20 protein-coding genes are annotated in these 20,447 nt (G+C 71.8%); 11 read left to right on the top strand and 9 right to left on the bottom strand.

Annotated features, from left to right (window positions below):
* Nucleotides 1-306: 306 nt before the first annotated feature.
* Complete coding sequence (gene xseA, locus CXY01_RS16235) at nucleotides 307-1,563, bottom strand: exodeoxyribonuclease VII large subunit (RefSeq protein WP_246125428.1); 1,257 nt, start codon at nucleotides 1,561-1,563, stop codon at nucleotides 307-309.
* A 158-nt stretch (nucleotides 1,564-1,721) separates the two neighbouring features.
* Between xseA and CXY01_RS16230 the strand changes: the two genes are divergently transcribed.
* Nucleotides 1,722-2,780 (top strand): 4-hydroxy-3-methylbut-2-enyl diphosphate reductase, encoded by a 1,059-nt coding sequence (locus tag CXY01_RS16230; protein WP_146929163.1) that lies wholly within the window; start codon nucleotides 1,722-1,724, stop codon nucleotides 2,778-2,780.
* A gap of 559 nt (nucleotides 2,781-3,339) precedes the next feature.
* On the opposite strand, the gene CXY01_RS16225 is transcribed toward CXY01_RS16230, so the two are convergent.
* The gene (locus tag CXY01_RS16225) at nucleotides 3,340-4,698 is read right to left on the bottom strand and encodes a DNA recombination protein RmuC (protein ID WP_146929160.1); all 1,359 of its coding nucleotides are present in this window, start codon (nucleotides 4,696-4,698) and stop codon (nucleotides 3,340-3,342) included.
* Between the two features lie 90 nt (nucleotides 4,699-4,788).
* Between CXY01_RS16225 and CXY01_RS16220 the strand changes: the two genes are divergently transcribed.
* From CXY01_RS16220 to ychF, 3 genes are read left to right on the top strand one after another with little or no spacing between them, the layout of a single operon-like run.
* Nucleotides 4,789-5,556, top strand: a complete 768-nt coding sequence (locus tag CXY01_RS16220; protein WP_186813434.1) for an ABC transporter ATP-binding protein — start codon at nucleotides 4,789-4,791, stop codon at nucleotides 5,554-5,556.
* Complete coding sequence (locus CXY01_RS16215; RefSeq protein WP_146929154.1) at nucleotides 5,532-7,091, top strand: hypothetical protein; 1,560 nt, start codon at nucleotides 5,532-5,534, stop codon at nucleotides 7,089-7,091. Before CXY01_RS16220 ends, CXY01_RS16215 begins: the two co-directional genes overlap by 25 nt.
* A 27-nt stretch (nucleotides 7,092-7,118) precedes the next feature.
* Entirely contained in the window at nucleotides 7,119-8,192 is a 1,074-nt protein-coding gene (gene ychF, locus CXY01_RS16210) for a redox-regulated ATPase YchF (protein ID WP_146929151.1), read from the top strand.
* Nucleotides 8,193-8,743: 551 nt separating this feature from the next.
* Here the strand turns inward: ychF and CXY01_RS16205 are convergent.
* Entirely contained in the window at nucleotides 8,744-9,082 is a 339-nt protein-coding gene (locus tag CXY01_RS16205; protein ID WP_146929148.1) for a hypothetical protein, read from the bottom strand.
* A gap of 235 nt (nucleotides 9,083-9,317) precedes the next feature.
* On the opposite strand from CXY01_RS16205, the gene CXY01_RS16200 reads away from it, so the two are divergent.
* On the top strand, nucleotides 9,318-10,262 hold the full coding sequence (locus CXY01_RS16200) for a M15 family metallopeptidase (protein WP_146929145.1): 945 nt from the start codon (nucleotides 9,318-9,320) through the stop codon (nucleotides 10,260-10,262).
* Between the two features lie 84 nt (nucleotides 10,263-10,346).
* Here CXY01_RS16200 and CXY01_RS16195 read toward each other — a convergent pair whose 3' ends face one another.
* Nucleotides 10,347-10,787, bottom strand: a complete 441-nt coding sequence (locus CXY01_RS16195; RefSeq protein ID WP_146929142.1) for a hypothetical protein — start codon at nucleotides 10,785-10,787, stop codon at nucleotides 10,347-10,349.
* Nucleotides 10,788-10,958: 171 nt separating this feature from the next.
* Between CXY01_RS16195 and CXY01_RS16190 the strand changes: the two genes are divergently transcribed.
* Entirely contained in the window at nucleotides 10,959-11,912 is a 954-nt protein-coding gene (locus tag CXY01_RS16190) for a sugar phosphate isomerase/epimerase family protein (RefSeq protein ID WP_146929139.1), read from the top strand.
* Between the two features lie 4 nt (nucleotides 11,913-11,916).
* On the opposite strand, the gene CXY01_RS16185 is transcribed toward CXY01_RS16190, so the two are convergent.
* Nucleotides 11,917-13,197, bottom strand: coding sequence for a lactate 2-monooxygenase (locus CXY01_RS16185; RefSeq protein ID WP_146929136.1), 1,281 nt, complete (start codon nucleotides 13,195-13,197; stop codon nucleotides 11,917-11,919).
* A gap of 51 nt (nucleotides 13,198-13,248) precedes the next feature.
* On the opposite strand from CXY01_RS16185, the gene CXY01_RS16180 reads away from it, so the two are divergent.
* Nucleotides 13,249-14,022: a VOC family protein gene (locus CXY01_RS16180; RefSeq protein ID WP_146929133.1), complete on the top strand. Its 774-nt coding sequence runs from the start codon at nucleotides 13,249-13,251 to the stop codon at nucleotides 14,020-14,022.
* A gap of 41 nt (nucleotides 14,023-14,063) precedes the next feature.
* On the opposite strand, the gene CXY01_RS16175 is transcribed toward CXY01_RS16180, so the two are convergent.
* Nucleotides 14,064-14,342: a GlsB/YeaQ/YmgE family stress response membrane protein gene (locus CXY01_RS16175; RefSeq protein WP_146929130.1), complete on the bottom strand. Its 279-nt coding sequence runs from the start codon at nucleotides 14,340-14,342 to the stop codon at nucleotides 14,064-14,066.
* A gap of 94 nt (nucleotides 14,343-14,436) precedes the next feature.
* Between CXY01_RS16175 and CXY01_RS16170 the strand changes: the two genes are divergently transcribed.
* Together CXY01_RS16170 and CXY01_RS16165 are read left to right on the top strand one after the other, a co-directional pair.
* The gene (locus CXY01_RS16170) at nucleotides 14,437-15,093 is read left to right on the top strand and encodes a LuxR C-terminal-related transcriptional regulator (protein WP_146929127.1); all 657 of its coding nucleotides are present in this window, start codon (nucleotides 14,437-14,439) and stop codon (nucleotides 15,091-15,093) included.
* A 47-nt stretch (nucleotides 15,094-15,140) separates the two neighbouring features.
* A complete protein-coding gene (locus CXY01_RS16165; RefSeq protein ID WP_146929124.1) occupies nucleotides 15,141-15,878 on the top strand; it encodes a class I SAM-dependent methyltransferase in 738 nt (245 codons plus the stop codon).
* Here the strand turns inward: CXY01_RS16165 and CXY01_RS16160 are convergent.
* Nucleotides 15,869-16,534, bottom strand: coding sequence for a hemerythrin domain-containing protein (locus CXY01_RS16160; protein WP_146929121.1), 666 nt, complete (start codon nucleotides 16,532-16,534; stop codon nucleotides 15,869-15,871). The genes CXY01_RS16165 and CXY01_RS16160 overlap by 10 nt on opposite strands.
* A gap of 108 nt (nucleotides 16,535-16,642) precedes the next feature.
* On the opposite strand from CXY01_RS16160, the gene CXY01_RS16155 reads away from it, so the two are divergent.
* Nucleotides 16,643-17,125 (top strand): CGNR zinc finger domain-containing protein, encoded by a 483-nt coding sequence (locus tag CXY01_RS16155; protein WP_146929117.1) that lies wholly within the window; start codon nucleotides 16,643-16,645, stop codon nucleotides 17,123-17,125.
* On the opposite strand, the gene CXY01_RS16150 is transcribed toward CXY01_RS16155, so the two are convergent.
* Both CXY01_RS16150 and CXY01_RS16145 read right to left on the bottom strand, forming a co-directional pair.
* On the bottom strand, nucleotides 17,116-17,661 hold the full coding sequence (locus tag CXY01_RS16150) for a GNAT family N-acetyltransferase (RefSeq protein ID WP_146929114.1): 546 nt from the start codon (nucleotides 17,659-17,661) through the stop codon (nucleotides 17,116-17,118). The genes CXY01_RS16155 and CXY01_RS16150 overlap by 10 nt on opposite strands.
* Nucleotides 17,658-18,122 (bottom strand): nitroreductase family deazaflavin-dependent oxidoreductase, encoded by a 465-nt coding sequence (locus CXY01_RS16145; RefSeq protein WP_146929111.1) that lies wholly within the window; start codon nucleotides 18,120-18,122, stop codon nucleotides 17,658-17,660. The genes CXY01_RS16150 and CXY01_RS16145 overlap by 4 nt, the downstream gene beginning before the upstream one ends.
* A gap of 358 nt (nucleotides 18,123-18,480) precedes the next feature.
* Here CXY01_RS16145 and CXY01_RS16140 point away from each other — a divergent pair, with 358 nt between their 5' ends.
* On the top strand, nucleotides 18,481-20,322 hold the full coding sequence (locus tag CXY01_RS16140) for an ABC transporter family substrate-binding protein (protein WP_146929108.1): 1,842 nt from the start codon (nucleotides 18,481-18,483) through the stop codon (nucleotides 20,320-20,322).
* The last annotated feature ends 125 nt before the right edge of the window (nucleotides 20,323-20,447 follow it).

The following is a 20,447-nucleotide window of genomic DNA, read 5'->3' as shown; positions in this document are numbered from 1 at the left end:
AGCCGGAACCGCCTGACGACGCGTAGAGCCGGAACCGCCGACTAGGGCGTGGAGCCGGACCCGCCTGACGACGCGTAGAGCCGGAACCGCCGACTAGGGCGTGGAGCCGGACCCGCCTGACGATACGTGGAGCCGGACCCGCCGACGAGGCGTAGAGCCGGAACTGCCTGACGAGAGGTCAACCGGAACCGCCTGACGAGACGTAGAGGTCGTCGGCTGAGGCGTCGTCGCCGCGGGTGCGCCCGCCGGGGTGTCGGTCGGACGGGCCTCGTGGCCCGGCAGGCAGCAGGTGCGTCCGCGACGACTTCAGTCCGTCGTGACCCGGGCTGCCAGCTGACCTCGCGCGACGCGGATGTGCAGCGCGTCGTCCGCGGCGACCTCGTCCGGGGCGCGGACCACGTGCCCGTCCGCCCTCTGCACGACGGCGTACCCGCGGTCGAGCGTGGCCGCCGGGGACAGCGCCCTCACCTGCGCGGAGAGCCCGGCCACCTCGGCGTGGCCGTGCACCAGCGCGGTGTGCAGGGACCGCCGAGCGCTCTCCCGCAGGGCCACGACCCGGTGCTCGTGGACGTCGACCAGCGTCGTGGGGTTGGCGAGCACCGGTCGGCTGCGCCAGTGGTCCAACCCGGTCTGCTCCCGCGTGAGCCGCGCCGTGAGAGCAGCCCTCGCGCGCAGCCGTGCCTGCGTCAGGCGGGCGCGCTCCTCGCTGACGTCCGGCACCACCCGCTTCGCCGCGTCCGTCGGCGTCGAGGCGCGGAAGTCGGCGACGAGGTCGAGCAGCGGCGTGTCCAGGTGGTGACCGATGGCGCTGACCAGCGGGGTCCGGCAGGCCGCCGCCACGCGCACTAGGGACTCGTTGCTGAACGGCAGCAGGTCCTCGAACGACCCACCGCCCCGGGCGACGACGATGACGTCGACGCGCGGGTCCCGGTCCAGCTCCGCGATCGCCGCGCTGACCTCGGGCACCGCACGCGGCCCCTGCACGGTCACCCGGCGGATCTCGAACTGCACCGCCGACCACCGGGCGCGCGCGTTGGACACCACGTCGTGCTCGGCGTCGCCCTGCTGGGCGACGATCAGCCCGACCACCGCCGGGAGGAACGGGAGCGCCCGCTTGCGCGCCGGCTCGAACAGCCCCTCCGCGCCGAGGATGCCCTTCAGGTGCTCGATCCGGGCGAGCAGCTCGCCGAGCCCGACCAGCCGCACGTCGTCCGCGGCGAACGTCAGCGTCCCCTTCTTGGCGTGGAACTGGGGACGCGCGTGCACCACGAGGTGCGCGCCGTCGGCCAGCTTGTCCGCCAGCTTGTCGATGGCGGAGGCCGGCGCGGTCACCGACAGCGACATGTCGAGGTCGGTGTCCCGCAGCGTGAGGAAGTAGAGGGTGTTCCACCGCTTGAGGTTCAGCACCTGCCCCTCGACCCAGACCGGCGGCATCTTCGCGATGTAGTCGGCGATCTTCGGCGCCAGGTGTCGCACCGGCCACGGCCGGTCAGGGGTGGTGTCCGCCGCGCGCAGCGGGCGCGGTCCGGCCGTCGCCGGGGTGCTCAGGGGGCCGGTGCTCACGCGCCCAGCCTGCCTCATGGCGCCCACACCGCCGAGCGCACCACCGCCCACACCACCGGCGCACCGCATGTGACGGCGGCGTGCGGGTCGGGTGCAGGTCACACCCGTGAGGGGCCTCCCAGCCGAGCCGGCGCGGCACGCCGAACTAGACTCGGACCGTGACCACCCCGACCGTCTCCGCCTCCGGCACGCCTGCGCGCCCGACCGCCACCGGCAAGCGCGTCCTCCTGGCCGCCCCCCGTGGCTACTGCGCCGGCGTCGACCGCGCGGTCATTGCCGTCGAGAAGGCGCTCGAGCACTACGGCGCCCCCGTGTACGTGCGCAAGGAGATCGTCCACAACAAGTTCGTCGTCGAGACCCTCGCCGCCCGCGGCGCCGTGTTCGTCGAGGAGACCGACGAGGTGCCCGAGGGCTCGCACGTCGTGTTCTCCGCGCACGGCGTCTCCCCGGCGGTGCACGCGCAGGCGGCGGCCCGGAACCTGCAGACCATCGACGCCACCTGCCCGCTGGTCACCAAGGTGCACAAGGAGGCCGTCCGGTTCGCGTCCGAGGACTACGACATCCTCCTCATCGGTCACGACGGGCACGAGGAGGTCGAGGGCACCTACGGCGAGGCGCCCGACCACATCCAGGTGGTCAACTCCCCGGACGCCGTGGCCGACGTGGTGGTCCGCGACCCCGACCGGCTCATCTGGATCTCCCAGACGACGCTCTCCGTCGACGAGACCATGGACACGGTCCGCCGGCTGCGCGAGCGGTTCCCCAACCTGCAGGACCCGCCCAGCGACGACATCTGCTACGCCACCCAGAACCGCCAGGTGGCGGTCAAGAAGCTCGCTCCGGAGTGCGACCTGGTCATCACGGTCGGCTCGGCCAACTCGTCGAACTCCGTCCGGCTGGTCGAGGTCGCCCTGGACGCCGGCGCACGGACGTCGTACCGCGTGGACCAGGCCTCCGAGATCGACCTGGCGTGGCTCGACGGTGTCACCACCGTGGGCGTGACGTCCGGCGCCTCGGTGCCGGAGATCCTGGTCAAGGACGTCCTCGCCCTGCTCGCCGAGCACGGCTTCGGCGACGTGCAGGAGGTCCGGACCGCGACCGAGGACCTCATGTTCTCGTTGCCCCGCGAGCTCCGCGCCGACCTCAAGGCCGCCGGCAAGGCCCCGGCGGTCCCGCGCCGCGACGGCCGGAAGTCGCTCGACGTCCAGCCCGCCTGACCGACCCGCGCCGCGAGGGCCGCACGTCGCTGAACGCCTAGCCCGCCTGACCGACCCGCACCGCGAGGCCGCACGTCGCTGAAACGTCGAGCCCGCCTGACCGACCCGCCGTCCTGCCGCAGGCTCGGTAGCGAACGAGACACCGGACTCGGCCGCGAGCAAGCCATGAGTGTCGCAACGGCACCCCGTCCCGTCACTCATGGCTCGTTCGAGCGCGAGAGTGCGGTGCCGGGGAGTGTTACCTCACCGAGCGGCTCCCCTGACGCGTGCACGACGACGTTCCGGGGCCGGCCGGACGTCCGTCCGGCCTGCACGGGTCGCTGTCGCCCCGCTCTCCGGCGGTCCGTGAGGCCGAACCCGACATGGGTGCCGCGATGAGGTCCAGAACGACTCCGATGTCGGGTTCGACTCCCGCGCTCGTCGGCGCGTGACGTCGGAGGCGGGCGTCGGCGCTGCGGGACGCGGTGGGGCGGTGCTTGCGTACGTCAGGCGGTCGACGCGGTGGGGCGGTGCTTGCCTGCGTCAGGTGGTCGACGCGGCGGGGCGGTGCTTGCCTGCATCAGGCGGTCGACGCGTCCGGGGTCGGGGTCGGGGTCGGGGTGGTGCGTTCGTCCCGGAGGGCTCGCTCGTCGCGGTCCGCGCGGCCGTCGAACATGACGATCAGCTCGTCGGCCGACGCCACCAGCTCGGGGGCGCTGACCGCGGACAGCTGCGGGTTCACGGGGGCGGGCGTCGGGAGGTCGCCGTCGACCACGTGCAGGTCCGCGAACCGTCGGGCGCTGACCAGGACCCGGGTCTCCAGCGAGGACACGGTCTGGTTGTACGCGCCGGCGGCGGCGTCGATGGCGCGGCCGAGCTTGGCCAGGTGCGCGCCCATCGTGGCGAGCCGGCCGTGCAGCTCCTTGCCGAGCGACAGGACTGCCTGCGCGTTGCTGGCCAGCGCGTCCTGACGCCAGGCGTACGACACGGTGCGCAGCAGCGCGAGCAGGGTGGTCGGGGTCGCGATGACGACGTTGCGCTCGAACGCGTACTCGATCAGCAGCGGGTCCTGCTCGGCCGCGGCGTGCAGGAACGACTCGGCCGGGACGAACATCACGACGAACTCCGGTGCCGGCGCGAACTGGTCCCAGTAGCGCTTGGCCGCGAGGTCGTCGACGTGCGCGCGGACGTGCCGGGCGTGCGCTGCGAGCCGCTCGGTGCGCACACGCTCGTCGGTGGCCTGCGCGGCGTCGAGGAATCCGAGGAAGGCCACCTTGGCGTCGACCACGACGTTCTTGCCGCCCGCGAGCCTGACCACCATGTCCGGGCGGAGCAGCCCGTCGTCGGTGCGCACCTGGTCCTGCTCGACGAAGTCGACGTGCGCCAGCATCCCCGCGGCCTCGACCACCCGCTTGAGCTGCAGCTCGCCCCACTTCCCGCGCACCTGCGACGAGCGCAGCGCCGTGACCAGCTGCGCGGTCTCGCCCCGCAGGTGCTCGGAGGCCAGGTGCATCGCGCGCACCTGCTCGCCGAGGGCGGCCTGGCCGGCGGCCCGCGCCTGCTCGGCGGTCGACAGCTCGGCGCGCACCTGGTCGAGCGTGCGTGACAGCGGCTCCACCATGGCGCGCACGGCCTGCTCGCGCTGGGCCAGCTCGCCGACCTGCGTCTGGTGGTCGGCGGCGAACCGCTGGTGCGCGAGCGCGAGGAACTGGTCGCTGCTGGTCGCCAGTGCGTCGGCGGCCAGGGCGCGGAACTGGTCGGCCAGCCGGTCGGAGTCCGCCAGCCGGGCCTGCGCGCCGGCCCGCTCCGCCTCCAGCAGCGCGCGCGCCCGGGCGGTCTCGAGGTCGGCGGCGCGCAGCCGGGACGACGCGAGCAGCCAGCCGGCGAGCACGCCGACGACGGCGCCGATGGCCAGCCCGAGCAGCAGTCCTGTAGTCATAGGTGCAGAGTGGCAGCCCCCACCGACATCGCCTCCGACATCACCCCGGAGGCGGAGGCGAGCCGGACCGACGCCGCCTACGGTGGTGCGATGTCCAACGCACCCGCCCTCGAGCTGCGCGGACTGTGGCGCAAGTTCGGTGACAAGATCGCCGTGTCCGGCATCGACATCGTCGTCCCGGCCGGCTCGTTCTACGGCCTCGTCGGCCCCAACGGCGCCGGCAAGACGACGACCCTGTCGATGGCGACGGGTCTCCTGCAGCCCGACTTCGGCACGGTGCTGGTGCACGGGCACGACCTGTGGGCGTCGCCCGTCGAGGTCAAGGCCATGCTCGGCGTGCTGCCGGACGGCGTGCGGCTGTTCGACCGGCTGACGGGCGAGCAGCTCATCACCTACGCGGGGCTGCTCCAGGGGCTGGACCGCGAGACCGTCGCGGCGCGCACCACCGACCTGCTCGCGGCGCTGGACCTGACGGCGGACGCCACCAAGCTCGTCGTCGAGTACTCCGCGGGCATGACGAAGAAGGTCGCGCTGGCCTGCGCGCTGGTGCACGCGCCCCGGCTGCTGGTGCTGGACGAGCCGTTCGAGGCGGTCGACCCCGTGTCCGCCGCGAACATCCGGGACATCCTCGGCTCCTACGTCCGCTCGGGCGGCACCGTGATCGTCTCCTCGCACGTCATGGACCTGGTCCAGCGCATGTGCGACCACGTCGCGGTGATCGCGGCGGGCCACGTGCTCGCAGCGGGCACCATCGACGAGGTCCGCGGCGACGGCAGCCTCGAGGACCGGTTCGTCGACCTGGTCGGCGGCCGGGTGAGCGGGGAGGGGCTGGCGTGGTTGCGCACCTCGTCCGCCTGAAGCTCGCCCTGCTGCGCAACGGCCTGCGCCGCAGCCCGTGGCAGGTGGTCGGCCTCGTGGTGGCCGCGCTGTACGGGCTGGGTGCCCTGGTCGTCGTCATCGTGTCGATGGCGGTGCTCAGCGTGCAGGAGCCCGACATCCGCGGGCTCGTCACCGTGCTCCTGGGGTCCGTGCTGGTCCTCGGCTGGTGGGTGGTGCCCCTCATCGCGTTCGGCCTGGACTCGACCATCGACCCGGCGCGGTTCGTCACCTTCGCCATCCCGCGCAGGTCGCTGCTCACGGGCCTCGCGCTCGCGGGCGTCATCGGCGTGCCCGGCGCGGCCACGGTCGGTGCGGCGCTCGCGATGGCGGGGGTCTGGTGGCGGACCCCGGCGGCCCTCGTCGTCGGGCTGCTGTGCTCGGTGGTCGCCGTGGCGACGTGCGTGATCGGTGCGCGGGCGACGACCTCGGCCGCGTCCACGCTGGTCACGGGCCGGCGCTTCCGCGAGGTCATGGCTGCCGTCGCCGTGCTGCCGCTCATCGTGGTGGGGCCGCTGCTGGGCCGGCTGACCTCGGGGGCGACCGTCACGGCCGACCTGCTCGAGCAGGTGGCCGACGTCCTCGCGTGGACCCCGTTCGGGGCGTCGTGGGCCGTCCCCGACGCCGTCGCGGAGGGCCGGTGGGGTCTGGCGGCCGCCCGTCTCGGGATCGCCGTCGCGACGCTCGTCGTCGTGGCGGTCGTGTGGGACCGGGCGCTCGCGCACGCCCTGGTCAACCCCGCGCACCAGAAGGTCTCGTCCAAGGGCCGGGGCCTGGGCTGGTTCGACCGGCTGCCCGCCACGCCGCTGGGTGCCGTGACCGCGCGGTGCCTCACCTACTGGGCGCGCGACCCGCGGTACGCGCTCGCCGTGGCGGTCGTACCGGTGCTCGCGGTCGTCCTGTACATCGTCAGCCCGGGCGGTGGCCTGGTGCTGCTCATCGGCCCCATCGCCGGCTATCTCATGGGTTGGGGCATCTCCGCCGACGTCGCGTACGACGGCACGGCGTTCTGGACGCACGTCGCCGCACCACTGCGCGGGAGCGCGGACCGGCTGGGCCGGGTGATCGCCGCAGGGTCGATCGCGGTGCCCGCCGTCACGCTCCTCACGGTCGGCTCCGCCCTGATCACCGACCAGCCCGAGACGATCCCGGCGCTGCTCGGGCTGTCGTTCGGGGTGCTGCTCACGTCGCTCGGCGGCTCCAGCGTCCTGTCCGCGCTCGTCGTCTACCCCGTGCAGCTCCCGGGCGAGAACCCGTTCCAGACGAAGCAGGGCGCCTCGACGGCGTCGGTCGTCTCCCAGCTGGTCGGCTGGCTCGCCGTCATGGTGCTGTGCCTGCCCGAGATGATCCTGGCGCTCGTGGCCGTGCGGGGCGGGTCGCTCGCGCTCGGCTGGGTCACGCTCCTCGTCGGCGTGGTGCTCGGCTCGGTGCTGCTCGCGATCGGGGTACGCGTCGGCGGCCGGACCCTCGACCGCACCGCACCGGGCCTCCTGAGCAAGATCGTGGCGTTCGCCTGACGGAAGGCCCCCGTAGACTTCCCCGACGTGGCACTCACCATCGGCATCGTCGGCCTGCCCAACGTCGGCAAGTCCACCCTGTTCAACGCGCTGACACGCGCCCAGGTCCTCGCGGCGAACTACCCGTTCGCGACGATCGAGCCCAACGTCGGCGTCGTCCCGCTGCCCGACCCCCGGCTGGAGACCCTCGCCGAGCTGTTCGGCTCCGAGCGGATCCTGCCCGCGACCGTGTCCTTCGTCGACATCGCGGGGATCGTCAAGGGCGCCAGCGAGGGGGAGGGGCTGGGCAACAAGTTCCTCGCCAACATCCGTGAGGCCGACGCGATCTGCCAGGTCACCCGCGCGTTCGCCGACCCGGACGTCGTGCACGTCTCCGGCGCGGTGAACCCGAAGGACGACATCGAGATCATCTCGACCGAGCTGATCCTGGCGGACCTGCAGACCCTCGAGAAGGCGATCCCGCGCCTCGAGAAGGAGGTCCGGGCGAAGAAGGCGGACCCCGGCCTGCTCGCCGCGGCGCAGGAGGCGTTCGCCATCCTCGAGACCGGCCAGACGCTCGCGCAGAGCGGCAAGACGATCGAGCACCTCGACGAGCTGCAGCTCATGACGAGCAAGCCGTTCATCTACGTCTTCAACACCGACGACGCCGGCCTGGCCGACACCGCGATGCAGGACGAGCTCCGCGCGCTCGTCGCCCCGGCCGACGCCATCTTCCTCGACGCCAAGTTCGAGTCCGAGCTGGTCGAGCTGGAGCCCGACGAGGCCCGCGAGATGCTCGCCGACAACGGCCAGGAGGAGGCCGGCCTCGACCAGCTGGCCCGCGTCGGCTTCCACACGCTCGGCCTGCAGTCCTACCTGACCGCCGGCCCCAAGGAGTCCCGCGCCTGGACGATCCACCGCGGCTGGACCGCCCCGCAGGCCGCCGGCGTCATCCACACGGACTTCCAGAAGGGCTTCATCAAGGCGGAGGTCATCTCCTTCGACGACCTCGTCGCCGCGGGATCCGTCGCCGCAGCCCGTGCCGCCGGCAAGGCCCGCATCGAGGGCAAGGACTACGTGATGGCCGACGGCGACGTGGTCGAGTTCCGCTTCAACGTCTGATAGCGGGCGGGACCGCGCGCACCATGACGCCTCGGGCACGTCAGAGACCAAGATTCCCCTTTGATCCTCGGTCAACAGCGCATGTACTGCCGGGCGACTTCTGGTCGATTCCGACCCGTCGCGGAGGCTGGTTCTGCTGTGGCCGTGTCCTGGCCGTCGGCACGCTGAGCGGAGCGCCCAACCGGAGCATCGCCATCGCTCTTCTCGACTGGTGCGAGCCCACGCCTCCAACGGCGGATTCAATTGCAGGTGCAGCGGTACTCGACTGGGGCCACGCCCACGTCAAGACCGTCCGCGAGTCCGGTGGGGCCCTCGTCGGCCATCGTCCACTCAAGCTCGACGGCGGCCTCGCCGGGCTCATCGCGAGTGGCGATCTCGAGACAATGTGCGGCTCCACCTGGGGCTACCTCTACATCGAGGAACTTGCGCACGCACAGTTCGGTCGCCACTTCGCGGAGGATCCACGCGTCGCCCTCGAGCGCCCTGCCGGCTTCCACTCCGGGTAGACCCGCCCGCGCGGTGGGTTCCATGTTCGGCGTCGCCGGATAGATTTACCGACGATCGGGCTCGGCTCTGTCCTCGAGCAGATACGGCCCGCCCTCGTAGAAGACAACGAGACGCCGACCGAGGTCGTCCTCCCACCGCTCCGCCATGACGACAGTCCTTGACCGGTGCTTCTTCTGCGCCTTAGCAAGCAACCTCACGCGTTCGGCCGGTTCGATGACGTGTGATCGGGCGTACGCGAGCGCCCCCTCGTCGAGAGGTTCGTCCGTGGAACGAGAGGCACGGCCGTCGCACCAGAGGAACACCCAGGTCGCGCCGTGGTCCACAGCGCTGAGAGCATCGTCGCGGCCGTACGACTCATGGGCTCGCCGCCACGTGTGATTCATCCGCACGAGGCTAGACCTGCCGCGACGGGTTCCCGCAGACGTTGATCGGCTACGCAATGCGGTGCGGGCTGCCCGCGACTGACGCACGCCGCAAATCAGCACAATTCGCCCGAGGTGCCAGGGTCCAAACGTTCCTACCGGTCGTAGAATTCGGTCGTCGGCTCCACAGGCGGGGGGCGTGAGGTGAACGGTTCGGGCACCGCGTCCTGCACGTCGAGATCAGCGGGCTGATCGCATGGTGGAGAACGGCGCCATCCCAGCCGACCAGCTCCGGGCTCTCTCGACCCCGGGTTCGCTTCGTCCTGCCGCAGCCGCCTCGTTCGAGCAGCTGCTCGTCGAGTCCGCCGCCGACGGGCGACCGCTGACCGGGACCGAGGCGGCGATCGAGGCCTACCGTCCGCTGTCGCAACAGCTCTCCCTCTTCACGGCCCGGTACCAGACGACGTTCTGCGAGTTCAGGCCGGGCAGGGTGGACCGCCGCGTCTTCAACGGGGTGCCGCACTTCCGGAAACCCGGTGAGGATGCCGCGGCGGTCCCCGGCACCTCGAACCACGGCCTCGGCAACGCCGTGGACTTCCAGAATCTCGGCGGACAGGGCGGCCCTGGGCACCGGTGGATGACCGAGCACGCCCCTGCGCACGGCTGGTCCAACGCCGAGGGACTGTCCGTCGGTGAACCGCACCACTGGGTTTTCGTCGCCGACCTGGACCCGCTCGTCACCATCCAGGAGGAGGACGACATGACCCCTGACCAGGAACGCATGCTCCGTGAGGTGCACGCCGCGCTGGGCGCCGGCGGTGCCCAGGGGATCCGATCCCGCGAGACGATCCTCGGCGTCGCGCGAAACATCCGAGCGAACACCAACGGCATCCCGGAGGCTCTCGGCCACCTCGTCCGCGTGGTCGAGGCGGTGCCGGCCGCCACCTGGTCGACCAAGATCCAGCGCTCGACGGGCGAGGTGGCGGCGCTCCAGGAGCTGGCCGACATCAAGACGTTCCTGCTGAACATGCCCCCGACGACCGTCGACGTCGACGAGGAAGCACTGGCCGCGTCCCTCGCACCCCTGCTGGAGCAGGCCGCTCACACCCTGAGCGACGAGCAGCTGGACGACCTCATCGCGAAGCTGGTTGCCGCTCGGTCTCGTCGGAGCGACGGATCGCCCGACGGTCCGTTCGACTGAACGACCACGATCACCCGGGACGGGCGCCCCCGCGGTGGCGACGGGCCCGCCCGTGGGCCACGGTCCACGACGGCGGTCGGACGGTCAGGCCCACCGGCCGGGGAGCAGCCGGTGCTCGTCGTCGGACGGGTCGTAGGACAGCACCGCCGACTCCGGGCCGCCGCCCTCGTGGGCGAGCACGACGGTCCGTCCGGTCGCACGGCCGACGAGCTCGATCACGGCGAGGACGGCGTCCGTCGACGGCTGGTCCACGAGCTCGCGCAGGTCGATGTCGAACGCCACGTAGCCCCAGGCGGGGAAGAAGTTGACCTGGACGGCGGGCAGCGGGTGGACGGCCAGCGTCGGGGGCTCCTCGGTGTCGAGCACCGACGCGAGGTCCGGCGCGGCCGGCCAGCCCGAACGGCCCAGCGCCGCGATCACGGCCGGCCAGTCGTCGGCGGACGACCCGACCGCCTCGCCGTCGGGGAGGTGTCCCGCGTCGGGCCCGAAGGCCGCGACGACGTCCGCGTGCGACGGTGTGCCCATGGGCGCAGCATCCCACCGACGCTGCCGGACGCCGGGAGGGCCGCGACGTCTTCCCCGCCGGCGCGGCTGGCGGTTACGGTGCTGGTGACTCGTAGGTGATTCGGGCACTGATTCCGTCCGGACGTGCCCGCTCCGTGATGACCGCGCAACGAGGCGCCTCGGGAGGCACTGATGGGAACCCAGCACCGATCCTCGACCCGCGCGCTGCGCGGCGTCGTCGCCGCGACGGTGGCCGCCCTCTGCTTGGGGGTCGGGGGTGTCAGCACCGCGTCGGTCGCGTCGGCTGCGCCGCCGGCCTGCGCTGGCAGAGGCGTACCGACGAGCAAGATCTCGGTCCAGCTCTGGACGTTCGCCGAGTACATCGGCTTCGGCACGGACGCGGCGACCATCGCGCGGACCGAGGAGGTCTTCGCGAGCCTGCGCGAGATGGGGTACCGGAACGTCGAGCCGTTCACGCTGAGCGGGCTGACCGCGGAGCAGTACCGCGCGCTCCTCGACGAGTACGGGCTCAAGGCGTCCGCGCGGCACGTCGACGTCGGCACGCCCGCGAACCCGGCGGACATCGAGCAGATCCTCGCGGAGAACAAGGTCCTGGGCATCACGTTCTTCGGCTCCGGGTCCACCCCGATCTTCCCGCCGGTCTACACGACCGAGGCGCAGTGGGTCGCCTACGCCGAGTACCTCGATGACCTCGGTGCCCGAGCACGCCACCACGGTCAGACGCTGATGGTGCACAACCACGACGTCGAGTTCGAGACGGTCTTCGGGGGCCGGACCGTGTTCGACATCCTCATGGACTCGACCGAGCGGAAGAACGTCGTGTTCCAGCTCGACCTGTACTGGGCGGCGAACGGTGGCGGTGCCGACAACCCGATCGACGTCATCGAGGAGTACGGCAACCGCATCAAGCTGTTCCACGTGAAGGACATGGCGGCCGGCCCGGTCCCGGGGCCGATCGAGATCGTCGGGCGCGGGGTCATCGACTTCCCGTCGATCTTCGACGCCGCGGGCGGCAGCACGAAGTACTACGTCGTGGAGCACGACCCGCGGTTCGGCGACCCGACGTTCGACCCCTTCGAGGCCGCCGAGGTGGGGTTCGACTACCTCGACTGCGTGCGGTTCTGAGTCCTCAGGCGGGAGCCAGCAGGTCGGCGCCGATCTCCTCCACGGAGCGCACGCCGGACAGCGCCATGGTCAGGTCGAGCTCGGCCCAGACGTGCTGCATGACGGCGCGTGCGCCCTCCGCGCCGGCGAGGGCGAGGCCGTAGACCCACGGCCGGCCGAGCAGGACAGCGCGGGCGCCGAGCGCGAGCGCCGTCACGACGTCCGCCCCGCTGCGGATGCCGCTGTCGAACAGCACCGGGATGCGGTCGCCGACCACCTCGACGACCGCGGGCAGGGCGTCGAGCGCACCGATGGCGCCGTCGACCTGACGGCCGCCGTGGTTGGACACGACGATCCCGTCGACGCCGTGCTCGAGCGCGAGCGTGGCGTCGCCCGGGTGCTGGATGCCCTTGAGCACGATCGGGAGGGTGGTCCGCTCGCGCAGGCGTGCGAGGTCGGACCAGGTGAGCGACGAGCGCGAGAACACCTCGAGGAACGTCTCGACGGCGGCTCGCGGGAGGGGAGAGCGCAGGTTGTCGCGCGTCCGGCCGGGGTAGTGGCGGGCCATGGAGTGCAGCGCACGGACGGCCGACGGCGTCGGGCGCGGGGTCGGCCCGTCGGCGGGCGCCCTCGTCGCGGCGCGTGCTTCGACCAGCCGGCGGAAGGCCGGGTCGCTCGTGTACTGGGCGATGCCCTCGCCGCGCGCGAACGGCAGGTAGGCGAGGTCGAGGTCGTGGGTGCGCCAGCCGAGCACGTGCGTGTCGAGCGTGACGACCAGCGCGTCGCAGCCGATCTTCTCGGCGCGCGCCACGAACGAGTCGACGACGTCGTCGTCCTTGCTCCAGTAGAGCTGGAACCAGCGCGGCGCGTCCCCCAGGGTCGCGGCGACGTCCTCCATCGGGACGGAGGCCTGCGACGAGATCACCATCGGCAGGTCGAGGGCCCGGGCCGCCCGGGCGATGGCGTGGTCGGCGTCCTGGTGCGCCAGCTCGAGCACCCCGACGGGCGCGAAGAGCAGCGGTGCGGGCAGGCGACGGCCGAACAGCTCGACCGACGTGTCGCGGTGCTCGACGTCGACGAGCATGCGGGGGACGATCCGGTGCCGGTCGAAGGCGTCACGGTTGGCCTGCACGGTGCGCTGCCGGCCCGCGCCGCCCGCGACGTAGGCCCAGGCGACGTCGCTCATCCGGGCGCGCGCAGCGGCCTCGAGCGCGTCGGGCTCGACGGGGACGACCGGCCGACGGCCGAACACCCCGGCACGGTAGAGACGGGACTGGACCGCGCGGCCGACGGCGTCGTTGCTCACGAGTCGCAGTCTGGCACTGCGCGACGCCCGGGCCGGTGGTTGCCTGGACGCATGGGTACAGCCGACGAGCTGATGGCGATCGAGCGGGAGCTCGCCCTCGGTCGTGGTGACGTGTACGCCAGGGTGCTCCACGACGACGCGGTGGTGGTCGTCCCGGGCGCGGTGCTGAACAGGCCCGAGTGCGTCGCCGCCATGGACGGCTCACCGGGCTGGGACGAGGTGGACCTCGGCGAGCCGCGGCTGGCCCGGTCGGCGTGCACGGCGACGGTGGTCTACACGTTCACGGGAGTCCGCGGCGGCGCGACGTACCGCGCCACCCTCGCGTCGACGTACACGCGTGACGACGCGGGCGACTGGCGTCTGCTGGTCCACCAGCAGACCCCGCAGGACGGTCCCCGACGGCACGCCGTACCGGGTCCGTCCCAGATCAACCTCGTGGTGGCCGACGTCGCGCGCAGCGGCGAGTTCTACCGCGACCTCGGCTGGGACGTCGGCGAGCCCGTCGACCCGCACGCCGAGATCCGGTTCGACGGGCTCAGCGTCGAGCTCGACGAGCACTCGTCGGTGGCGTTCTGGAACAGCGGCAGCCCGGACGACGACGCCGCGGCGACCTTGCTGTCGATCCACCTGGACAGCCGCGAGGCGGTCGACGCCCTCTGGTCGCGGATGACCGGGCTGGGGCACGAGTCGCGCCAGCGGCCGTTCGACGCGTTCTTCGGCTCGAGGTTCGCCGTCCTCGCGGACCCCGACGGCCACCAGGTGGGCCTGCTGAGCCCGCGGTCGGACGAGCACCGCTCGGACCCGCCGCAGCGCGCACCGGTCTGACCGGCCGGTCCCGTCAGTGACGGGGACCGGCCGGGGCGGGGTCAGCGGGTGACCGAGCGGCGACCGCCGACGCGGATCCAGATCAGCAGCACGATGATCGCGCCGATGATCGACCCGATGATCCCGGACGGCTGCAGGAAGCCGTCGGAGGCGTCGTCGCGGAAGAACAGGTAGCCGAGGAAGCCGCCGACGAACGAGCCGATGATCCCGATGACGATCGTCATGCCGATGGAGAAGTCCTGCTTGCCCGGCACGATGAGGCGCGCGAGGAGTCCGGCGACGAGCCCGACGATGATGATGGTGACGATGAGTCCCAGCATGGTGGTGCCTCTCTAGGAGCGGGTGTGTGTCACTCCTACGACACCACCCCTAGGGCGGGTGCAGTACACCCCTAGGGGGGTCTACCGTCACGGCATGCCCGCACCCATCACCGTGGCCCTGGTCGACGACTACGACGTCGTGGTGATGGGCGTCGCCAAGATGCTCGACCAGTACGGGGACCGGATCGTCGTGGCCGAGCTGGACACCAACAGCGCGGTGCAGGACTCGGTCGACATCGTGCTGTACGACGCGTTCGCCCAGCCGGAGTCCGACCAGCAGGAGATCGGCGTGCTCCTGAGGAACCCGCGCGCCCGTCGCGTGGTGGTCTTCACGTGGAACTTCCACCCCGACCTCGTCACCAGCGCCCAGGAGCAGGGCGTGCGGGGCTACCTGTCCAAGGCGCTGCCCGCGCGCGAGCTCGTCGCCGCCCTCGAGGCGGTCCACGCGGGGCAGGTCGTGGTCAGCGAGGTCCCCGGCCGCGCCCGTCCTGCCAACGGCCTGGACTGGCCCGGGCGCGACGAGGGCCTGACCGACCGTGAGTCGGAGGTCCTCGCCCTGATCACGCAGGGTCTGAGCAACGCCGACGTCGCCGCGCACACGTACCTCAGCCCGAACACGGTGAAGTCCTACATCCGGTCGGTCTACCGGAAGATCGGCGTCGAGAGTCGGACGAAGGCGGTCCTGTGGGGCGTCGACCACGGCTTCGTGCCGGACCACCGGCGGATCGACCACTGGCGCGGCGGTCCCTGACCGGGAAAGAACGCGACGTCCCGGTGACGCCCGCCTAGCGTCGGCCCATGGCCGACGACGGATTCGAGGTCCCCCGCCTCGCGCAGCTGTACGACCCGCTCGACCCGGACCGCCGCGACCTCGACGTGTACGTGGCGATCGTCGACGAGCTCGGCGCGCGCAGCGTGCTCGACGTCGGCTGCGGCACGGGGACCTTCGCCCTCATGCTCGCCGCCCGGGGCGTCGACGTGGTCGGCGTCGACCCGGCGGAGGCGTCGCTGGACGTGGCGCGGGCCAAGCCGGGGGGCGAGGCCGTCCGCTGGGTCCACGGTGACGCGACGACCGTGGGGGACGTGCGCGCCGACGTCGCGACGATGACCGGCAACGTCGCGCAGGTCTTCGTGACCGACGAGGACTGGGCGGCGACCCTCGTCGCCCTGCACGCCGCGCTCGTGCCGGGCGGTCACCTGGTGCTCGAGACGCGCGTCCCGCAGCGCGAGGCGTGGCGCGAGTGGACGCGCGAGGCGACGCGGCAGGTCACGGACGTCGACGGCGTCGGGCAGGTGGAGACGTGGGTCGACGTGACCGATGTCGACGGCGAGCTGGTGACGTTCCGGGCGACGTGGGTGTTCGCGTCGGACGGCGCGGTGCTGACGTCGGACTCGACCCTCCGGTTCCGTGACCGTGGCTCGGTCGAGCGGTCGCTGACCGACGCGGGCTTCGACGTGCTCGACGTGCGGGAGGCACCCGACCGGCCGGGCAGAGAGCTGGTGTTCGTCGCCCGGCGACCGGGAGGTCAGCCGTAGATCCGCGCCCGGTGCGCGGCGAACTGCCGCCGGCCCACCAGCCGCCACAGCACGCGGGCGGGCGCCGGCAGGTTGGTCCGCAGCCAGCCGGCGCGCTCGTCGGCCGGGACCACCTCGAGGATCCAGCCGAGCTGGAGGAACATCCGGTCCCTCGGGATCGACGCCATGCCGTGCTCGTGCAGCAGGCTCCACTCGCGCTGCGACATCACGGTCGACGCCGTCGGCAGGATCTGCGCCTCCTCCTGGCCGAGGTGCACGAGCAGCGTGTCCCGGACCTCGTCGAGCAGCGCGGCGACGGCCTCGCGCTCGCCCGCGCCGGCGGCCTCCTCCCACGCGTCCATGAGCCCGCCGAGCTGCTCCAGCTGCGCGGCCGTGGCCGCGTGCTGGGACCGCATCAGCCCGACGTGCAGCGCGCACGCCGGGGCCCGCTGCTCGAGCGTGTCCCAGAGCAGCAGGTCCTCGCCGGCGTGGTGGTGGTGCAGGGCACCCGCCAGCTCCCGGACGTGGTCGGCGACCGGCAGCATCCGTGCGGTGTCACCGTCCTCGACCCCGCGCACCAGCTCGGGGACGTCGGTGAACGCGCGGCGGAACAGCGCGTGGATGGTCAGCATGTCGGACGTGTCGCAGCCGAGCTTCTCGGTGCTGGTGGCGGTCATCGTGCGTCTCGCTCTCGAGGTCGAAGGGTCGCGTGCGTCACCAGTAAAACCAGTACGCTGGTGATGACTATGGTGGCGAGCCGTCCACGACGTCAAGGGAGGTGCCCGTTGCCGGACCAGCTGCTGCGGTGGGTCGAGGTGGGGAGCGAGCCGGGAGTGGCGCCCGGGTCCCTCGAGCGGGTCCGTGCGCTCCTCAACACGGACGACCGCTTCCACGGCGTCGACCGGCTGACCGGTGGTCCCGACCGGCTCGTCGCGTTCCGCGACGTCCTGCGTCGCTATCTCGAGTCCGGCGACGCCACGGAGCTCACGACCGTCGCCGCCGGCCACCCGCTGGTGGTGGGGTTCGGTGACGGCGCGGCGACGCTCGTGCCCGCCGGTCCCGACGACACCGTCGCCGGGCTCCTCGCCGATCTCCAGGGCGCGCACGCGTCGGGGGAGTGGCCCCGGCTCAAGGCGTGCGCGAACCCCGACTGCCAGTGGGTCTACTACGACGGCTCACGCAACCGGTCCGGTCGCTGGTGCTCGATGAACGAGTGCGGAGACGTCATGAAGGCCCGCGCCTACCGACGACGGGCCCGTCAGGCCTGACGCACGAGGGAGTACATGTCCATGTCCCGGCGCTCCTCACCGACGGCCTGCCACGACCGCAGCAGCCCCTCGCGCACGAAGCCCGCGCTCGCGGCCGTCCTGGCGGAGGCGACGTTCCAGGGCTCGACGTACAGCTCGAGCCGGTCGACGCCGCGCAGCGTGAGGGCCCAGCGCGTGAGCGTCCGGACGGCGTCCCCGGCCATCCCGCGACCGCGGTACGAGCGCGCGACCCAGTAGCCCACGGTCGCGCGGCCGAGGTCGAGGTCGCGCAGCCCGAGGTAGGCGTGCCCGACGGCGAGGTCGGACGACTGTTCCGCGACGGCGAACGCGTAGCCGGCGCCGGTGGTCAGCCGATCGGCCTGCCGCTCGAGGTACGCGCGGCACGCGTCGTCGTCACCGTGCGCGGGGACGGACGTGATGAGCGGGATGAGCGGGTCGGTCGTCGCCTCGCGGACCAGCGGCAGGTCGGCGGGGGAGAAGGCGCGCAGCCGGACCGCGTCGCCCAGCAGCGTCGGCAGGACCAGCGGGGCGCTCATGCCGGGGCCAGCCGGAACACCCGCAGCTCGCGGTCGGTGCGGTCGGCGTAGTCCGCGTAGCCCGGCCAGACGCGCAGCAGGGCGGGGAGCAGTCGTGCGCGCTCGTCCACGTCGGCCAGCGTGGCGACGACCGGCGTGGTGCGGCCCGCGACGGTGACCGTCGCGCGCGGGTCCGCGAGGAGGTTCCCCGACCATGCGGGGTGGCGCTCCTGTCCCCAGTTGGAGCCGATGAGCACCCAGCCGTCGCCGTCGACGGCATAGAGCAGGACAGCCTCGCGGGGCTGACCGGACGTCCGGCCGGTCGTCGTGAGGACCAGGTGCGGGAGCGTCGGCCTGCCGAGGACGCTCAGCCGGCCGCGGCTCGCCTTGTGCAGTCGACGGTCGATCCCGGAGGTCGCCCGCCCGATCCGTGCGAACCAGCGGGTGCGGCCGACGCGGCGGACGAGTGCGGTGAGACCCATCGGACCAGTCTCCCCGACGCGCCCGGGCGGGAGAACGTGCAGGTGGGGAGGTATGTCCTCGTCCGCAGCGTTGCTGTAGCACGAGTGCCCCGGATGGTGTCTGATGGGGGTGTCTGCGGGCGTGCCTCACGTCAGGCACCGGGAAGCACCGGGTGCGCACCGCCGAGTGGTCCCAGATGGTGAGACGTACCGCACAGTATCAATCACGTAACAATCGCGTTGCGCTCTGTGATCTGTCCGTTTTGTCCCCTATTCGCTTGACTACCGTGTCGCCACACCCCGGCGGACCTGTGGACCGCGTGCTGGACGGGTACTCCCGTCCTCGCGCTACAGGGCCCCACCCTTCTCGGGAGGAAAATTGAGGATCACACGCAAGGCCGCGTTCGCTGCGGTCGCCGCGACGAGTGTGTTCGCCCTCGCAGCCTGCTCCAGCGGCGGCGGCGGCAGTGACGAGGAGACCGACGACGCGGGAATCAACACCGACACGTCGATCACCATCGCCTGGAACCAGCCGTTCTACTCGGCCAACGGCACGAGCATCACGGGCAACGCGACGGCGAACAACATCATCACGTACATGCTCAACTCGGAGTTCAACTACTACGACCCCGAGCTGAACGTGGTCCAGAACGAGTCGTTCGGCACGTACGAGAAGATCTCCGACGACCCCCTGCAGGTCAAGTACACGTACGCGGACACGGCGAAGTGGTCCGACGGGACCCCGGCCGGACCGGCCGACCTCCTCCTGGAGTGGGCCGCGCAGAGCGGCAAGTTCAACAACGTCGAGGCCGAGTACGACGACGAGGGCAACATCACGAACCAGGACGCCCTGGACGCCGGTGTGTACTTCGACGCCGCCGACCCCTCCGTCGCGCTCATCGAGGAGACGCCGGAGATCGACGGCAAGTCGATCACCATGACCTACACCAAGCCGTTCGCGGACTGGGAGACGGCCATCGACCAGAACCTGCCGGCGCACATCGTCGCGCAGCGCGCCCTCGGCATCGAGGACGCCGAGGAGGCGACCGACGCGCTCGTCGCCGCCATCCAGGACAACACGGTCGAGGACCTCTCGAAGATCGCCAAGGTCTGGAGCACCGACTGGAACTACGCGTCGATGCCGTCCGACGAGGACCTCCTCGTCACCAGCGGCGCGTACAACATCACGGAGTTCGAGCAGGACCAGTTCATCACCCTGACCGCGAACGAGAACTTCGAGGGCGACAACAAGGCCGTCTTCAACAAGGTCACGGTCCGCTGGAACGGCGACCCGATGGGCCAGGCGCAGGCGCTGCAGAACGGTGAGGTCGACCTCATCAACCCGCAGGCCACGGCCGACTTCAAGACCGCCGTCGAGGCCATGGACGGCATCGAGGTCGCAAGCGGCCCCGAGGGCACGTACGAGCACGTCGACCTGCAGTTCACCAACGGTGGCCCGTTCGACCCGGCGACCTACGGCGGCGACGCGGAGAAGGCCAAGAAGGTGCGCCAGGCGTTCCTCAAGACCATCCCGCGTGAGCAGATCATCGAGAACCTGATCAAGCCGCTCGACCCCGAGGCGGAGATCCGCAACTCGTACACGCAGGTCCCCGGCTCGCCCATGTACGACGCCATCGTCGAGGCGAACGGTCAGGCCGAGACGTACGCGACGGACATCCCCGGCGCCACCGCTCTGCTCGCCGAGGCCGGCGTGCCGGCCGTGTCGGTCCGCCTCCTGTTCGACCCGGCCAACACGCGCCGGCAGAACGAGTACGAGCTCATCAAGGCGTCGGCCGCCCAGGCCGGCTTCGACGTCCAGCCCTACCAGGTCCAGACGGACTGGGGCACGGACCTCTCGAACGCGACGAGCTTCTACGACGCGGCGCTCTTCGGCTGGCAGTCGACGTCCACGGCCGTCACGGCCTCGGACGCGACGTACCGCACCGCGGCGACGAACAACTACTACGGGTACTCGAACCCGGAGGTGGACGCGCTGTTCGACGAGCTCCAGACCGCCACGGAGCCGGACGACCAGGAGCGCATCCTGACCGAGATCGAGACGAAGATCGTCGACGACGCGTTCAGCGTGACGATCTTCCAGTTCCCCGGCGTCACCGCCTGGAACCCGGAGAAGATCGGCAACGTCTCCAAGCTGACGATCGCGCCGACCATCTTCTACGGCTTCTGGGAGTGGACCGCGGGCGACGCAGCAGCCGAGTGATCCACGGTTCTCCCGCCGGGCAGCAGCCCGGCGGGAGGACCCCCGGTCAGTCAGTCGTCACCGGGGCGCCGGCACCACGAGTTCCGGCGCCCCGGTGACGTGCCTGTGGTCGTTCGACCCCGGAC

Source organism: Cellulomonas xylanilytica (assembly GCF_007989805.1).
GTDB classification, from domain to species: Bacteria; Actinomycetota; Actinomycetes; order Actinomycetales; family Cellulomonadaceae; genus Cellulomonas; species Cellulomonas xylanilytica.
Note: the sequence above shows the minus strand (reverse complement) of the source record. Positions and strands in the feature narration are given on the sequence as shown.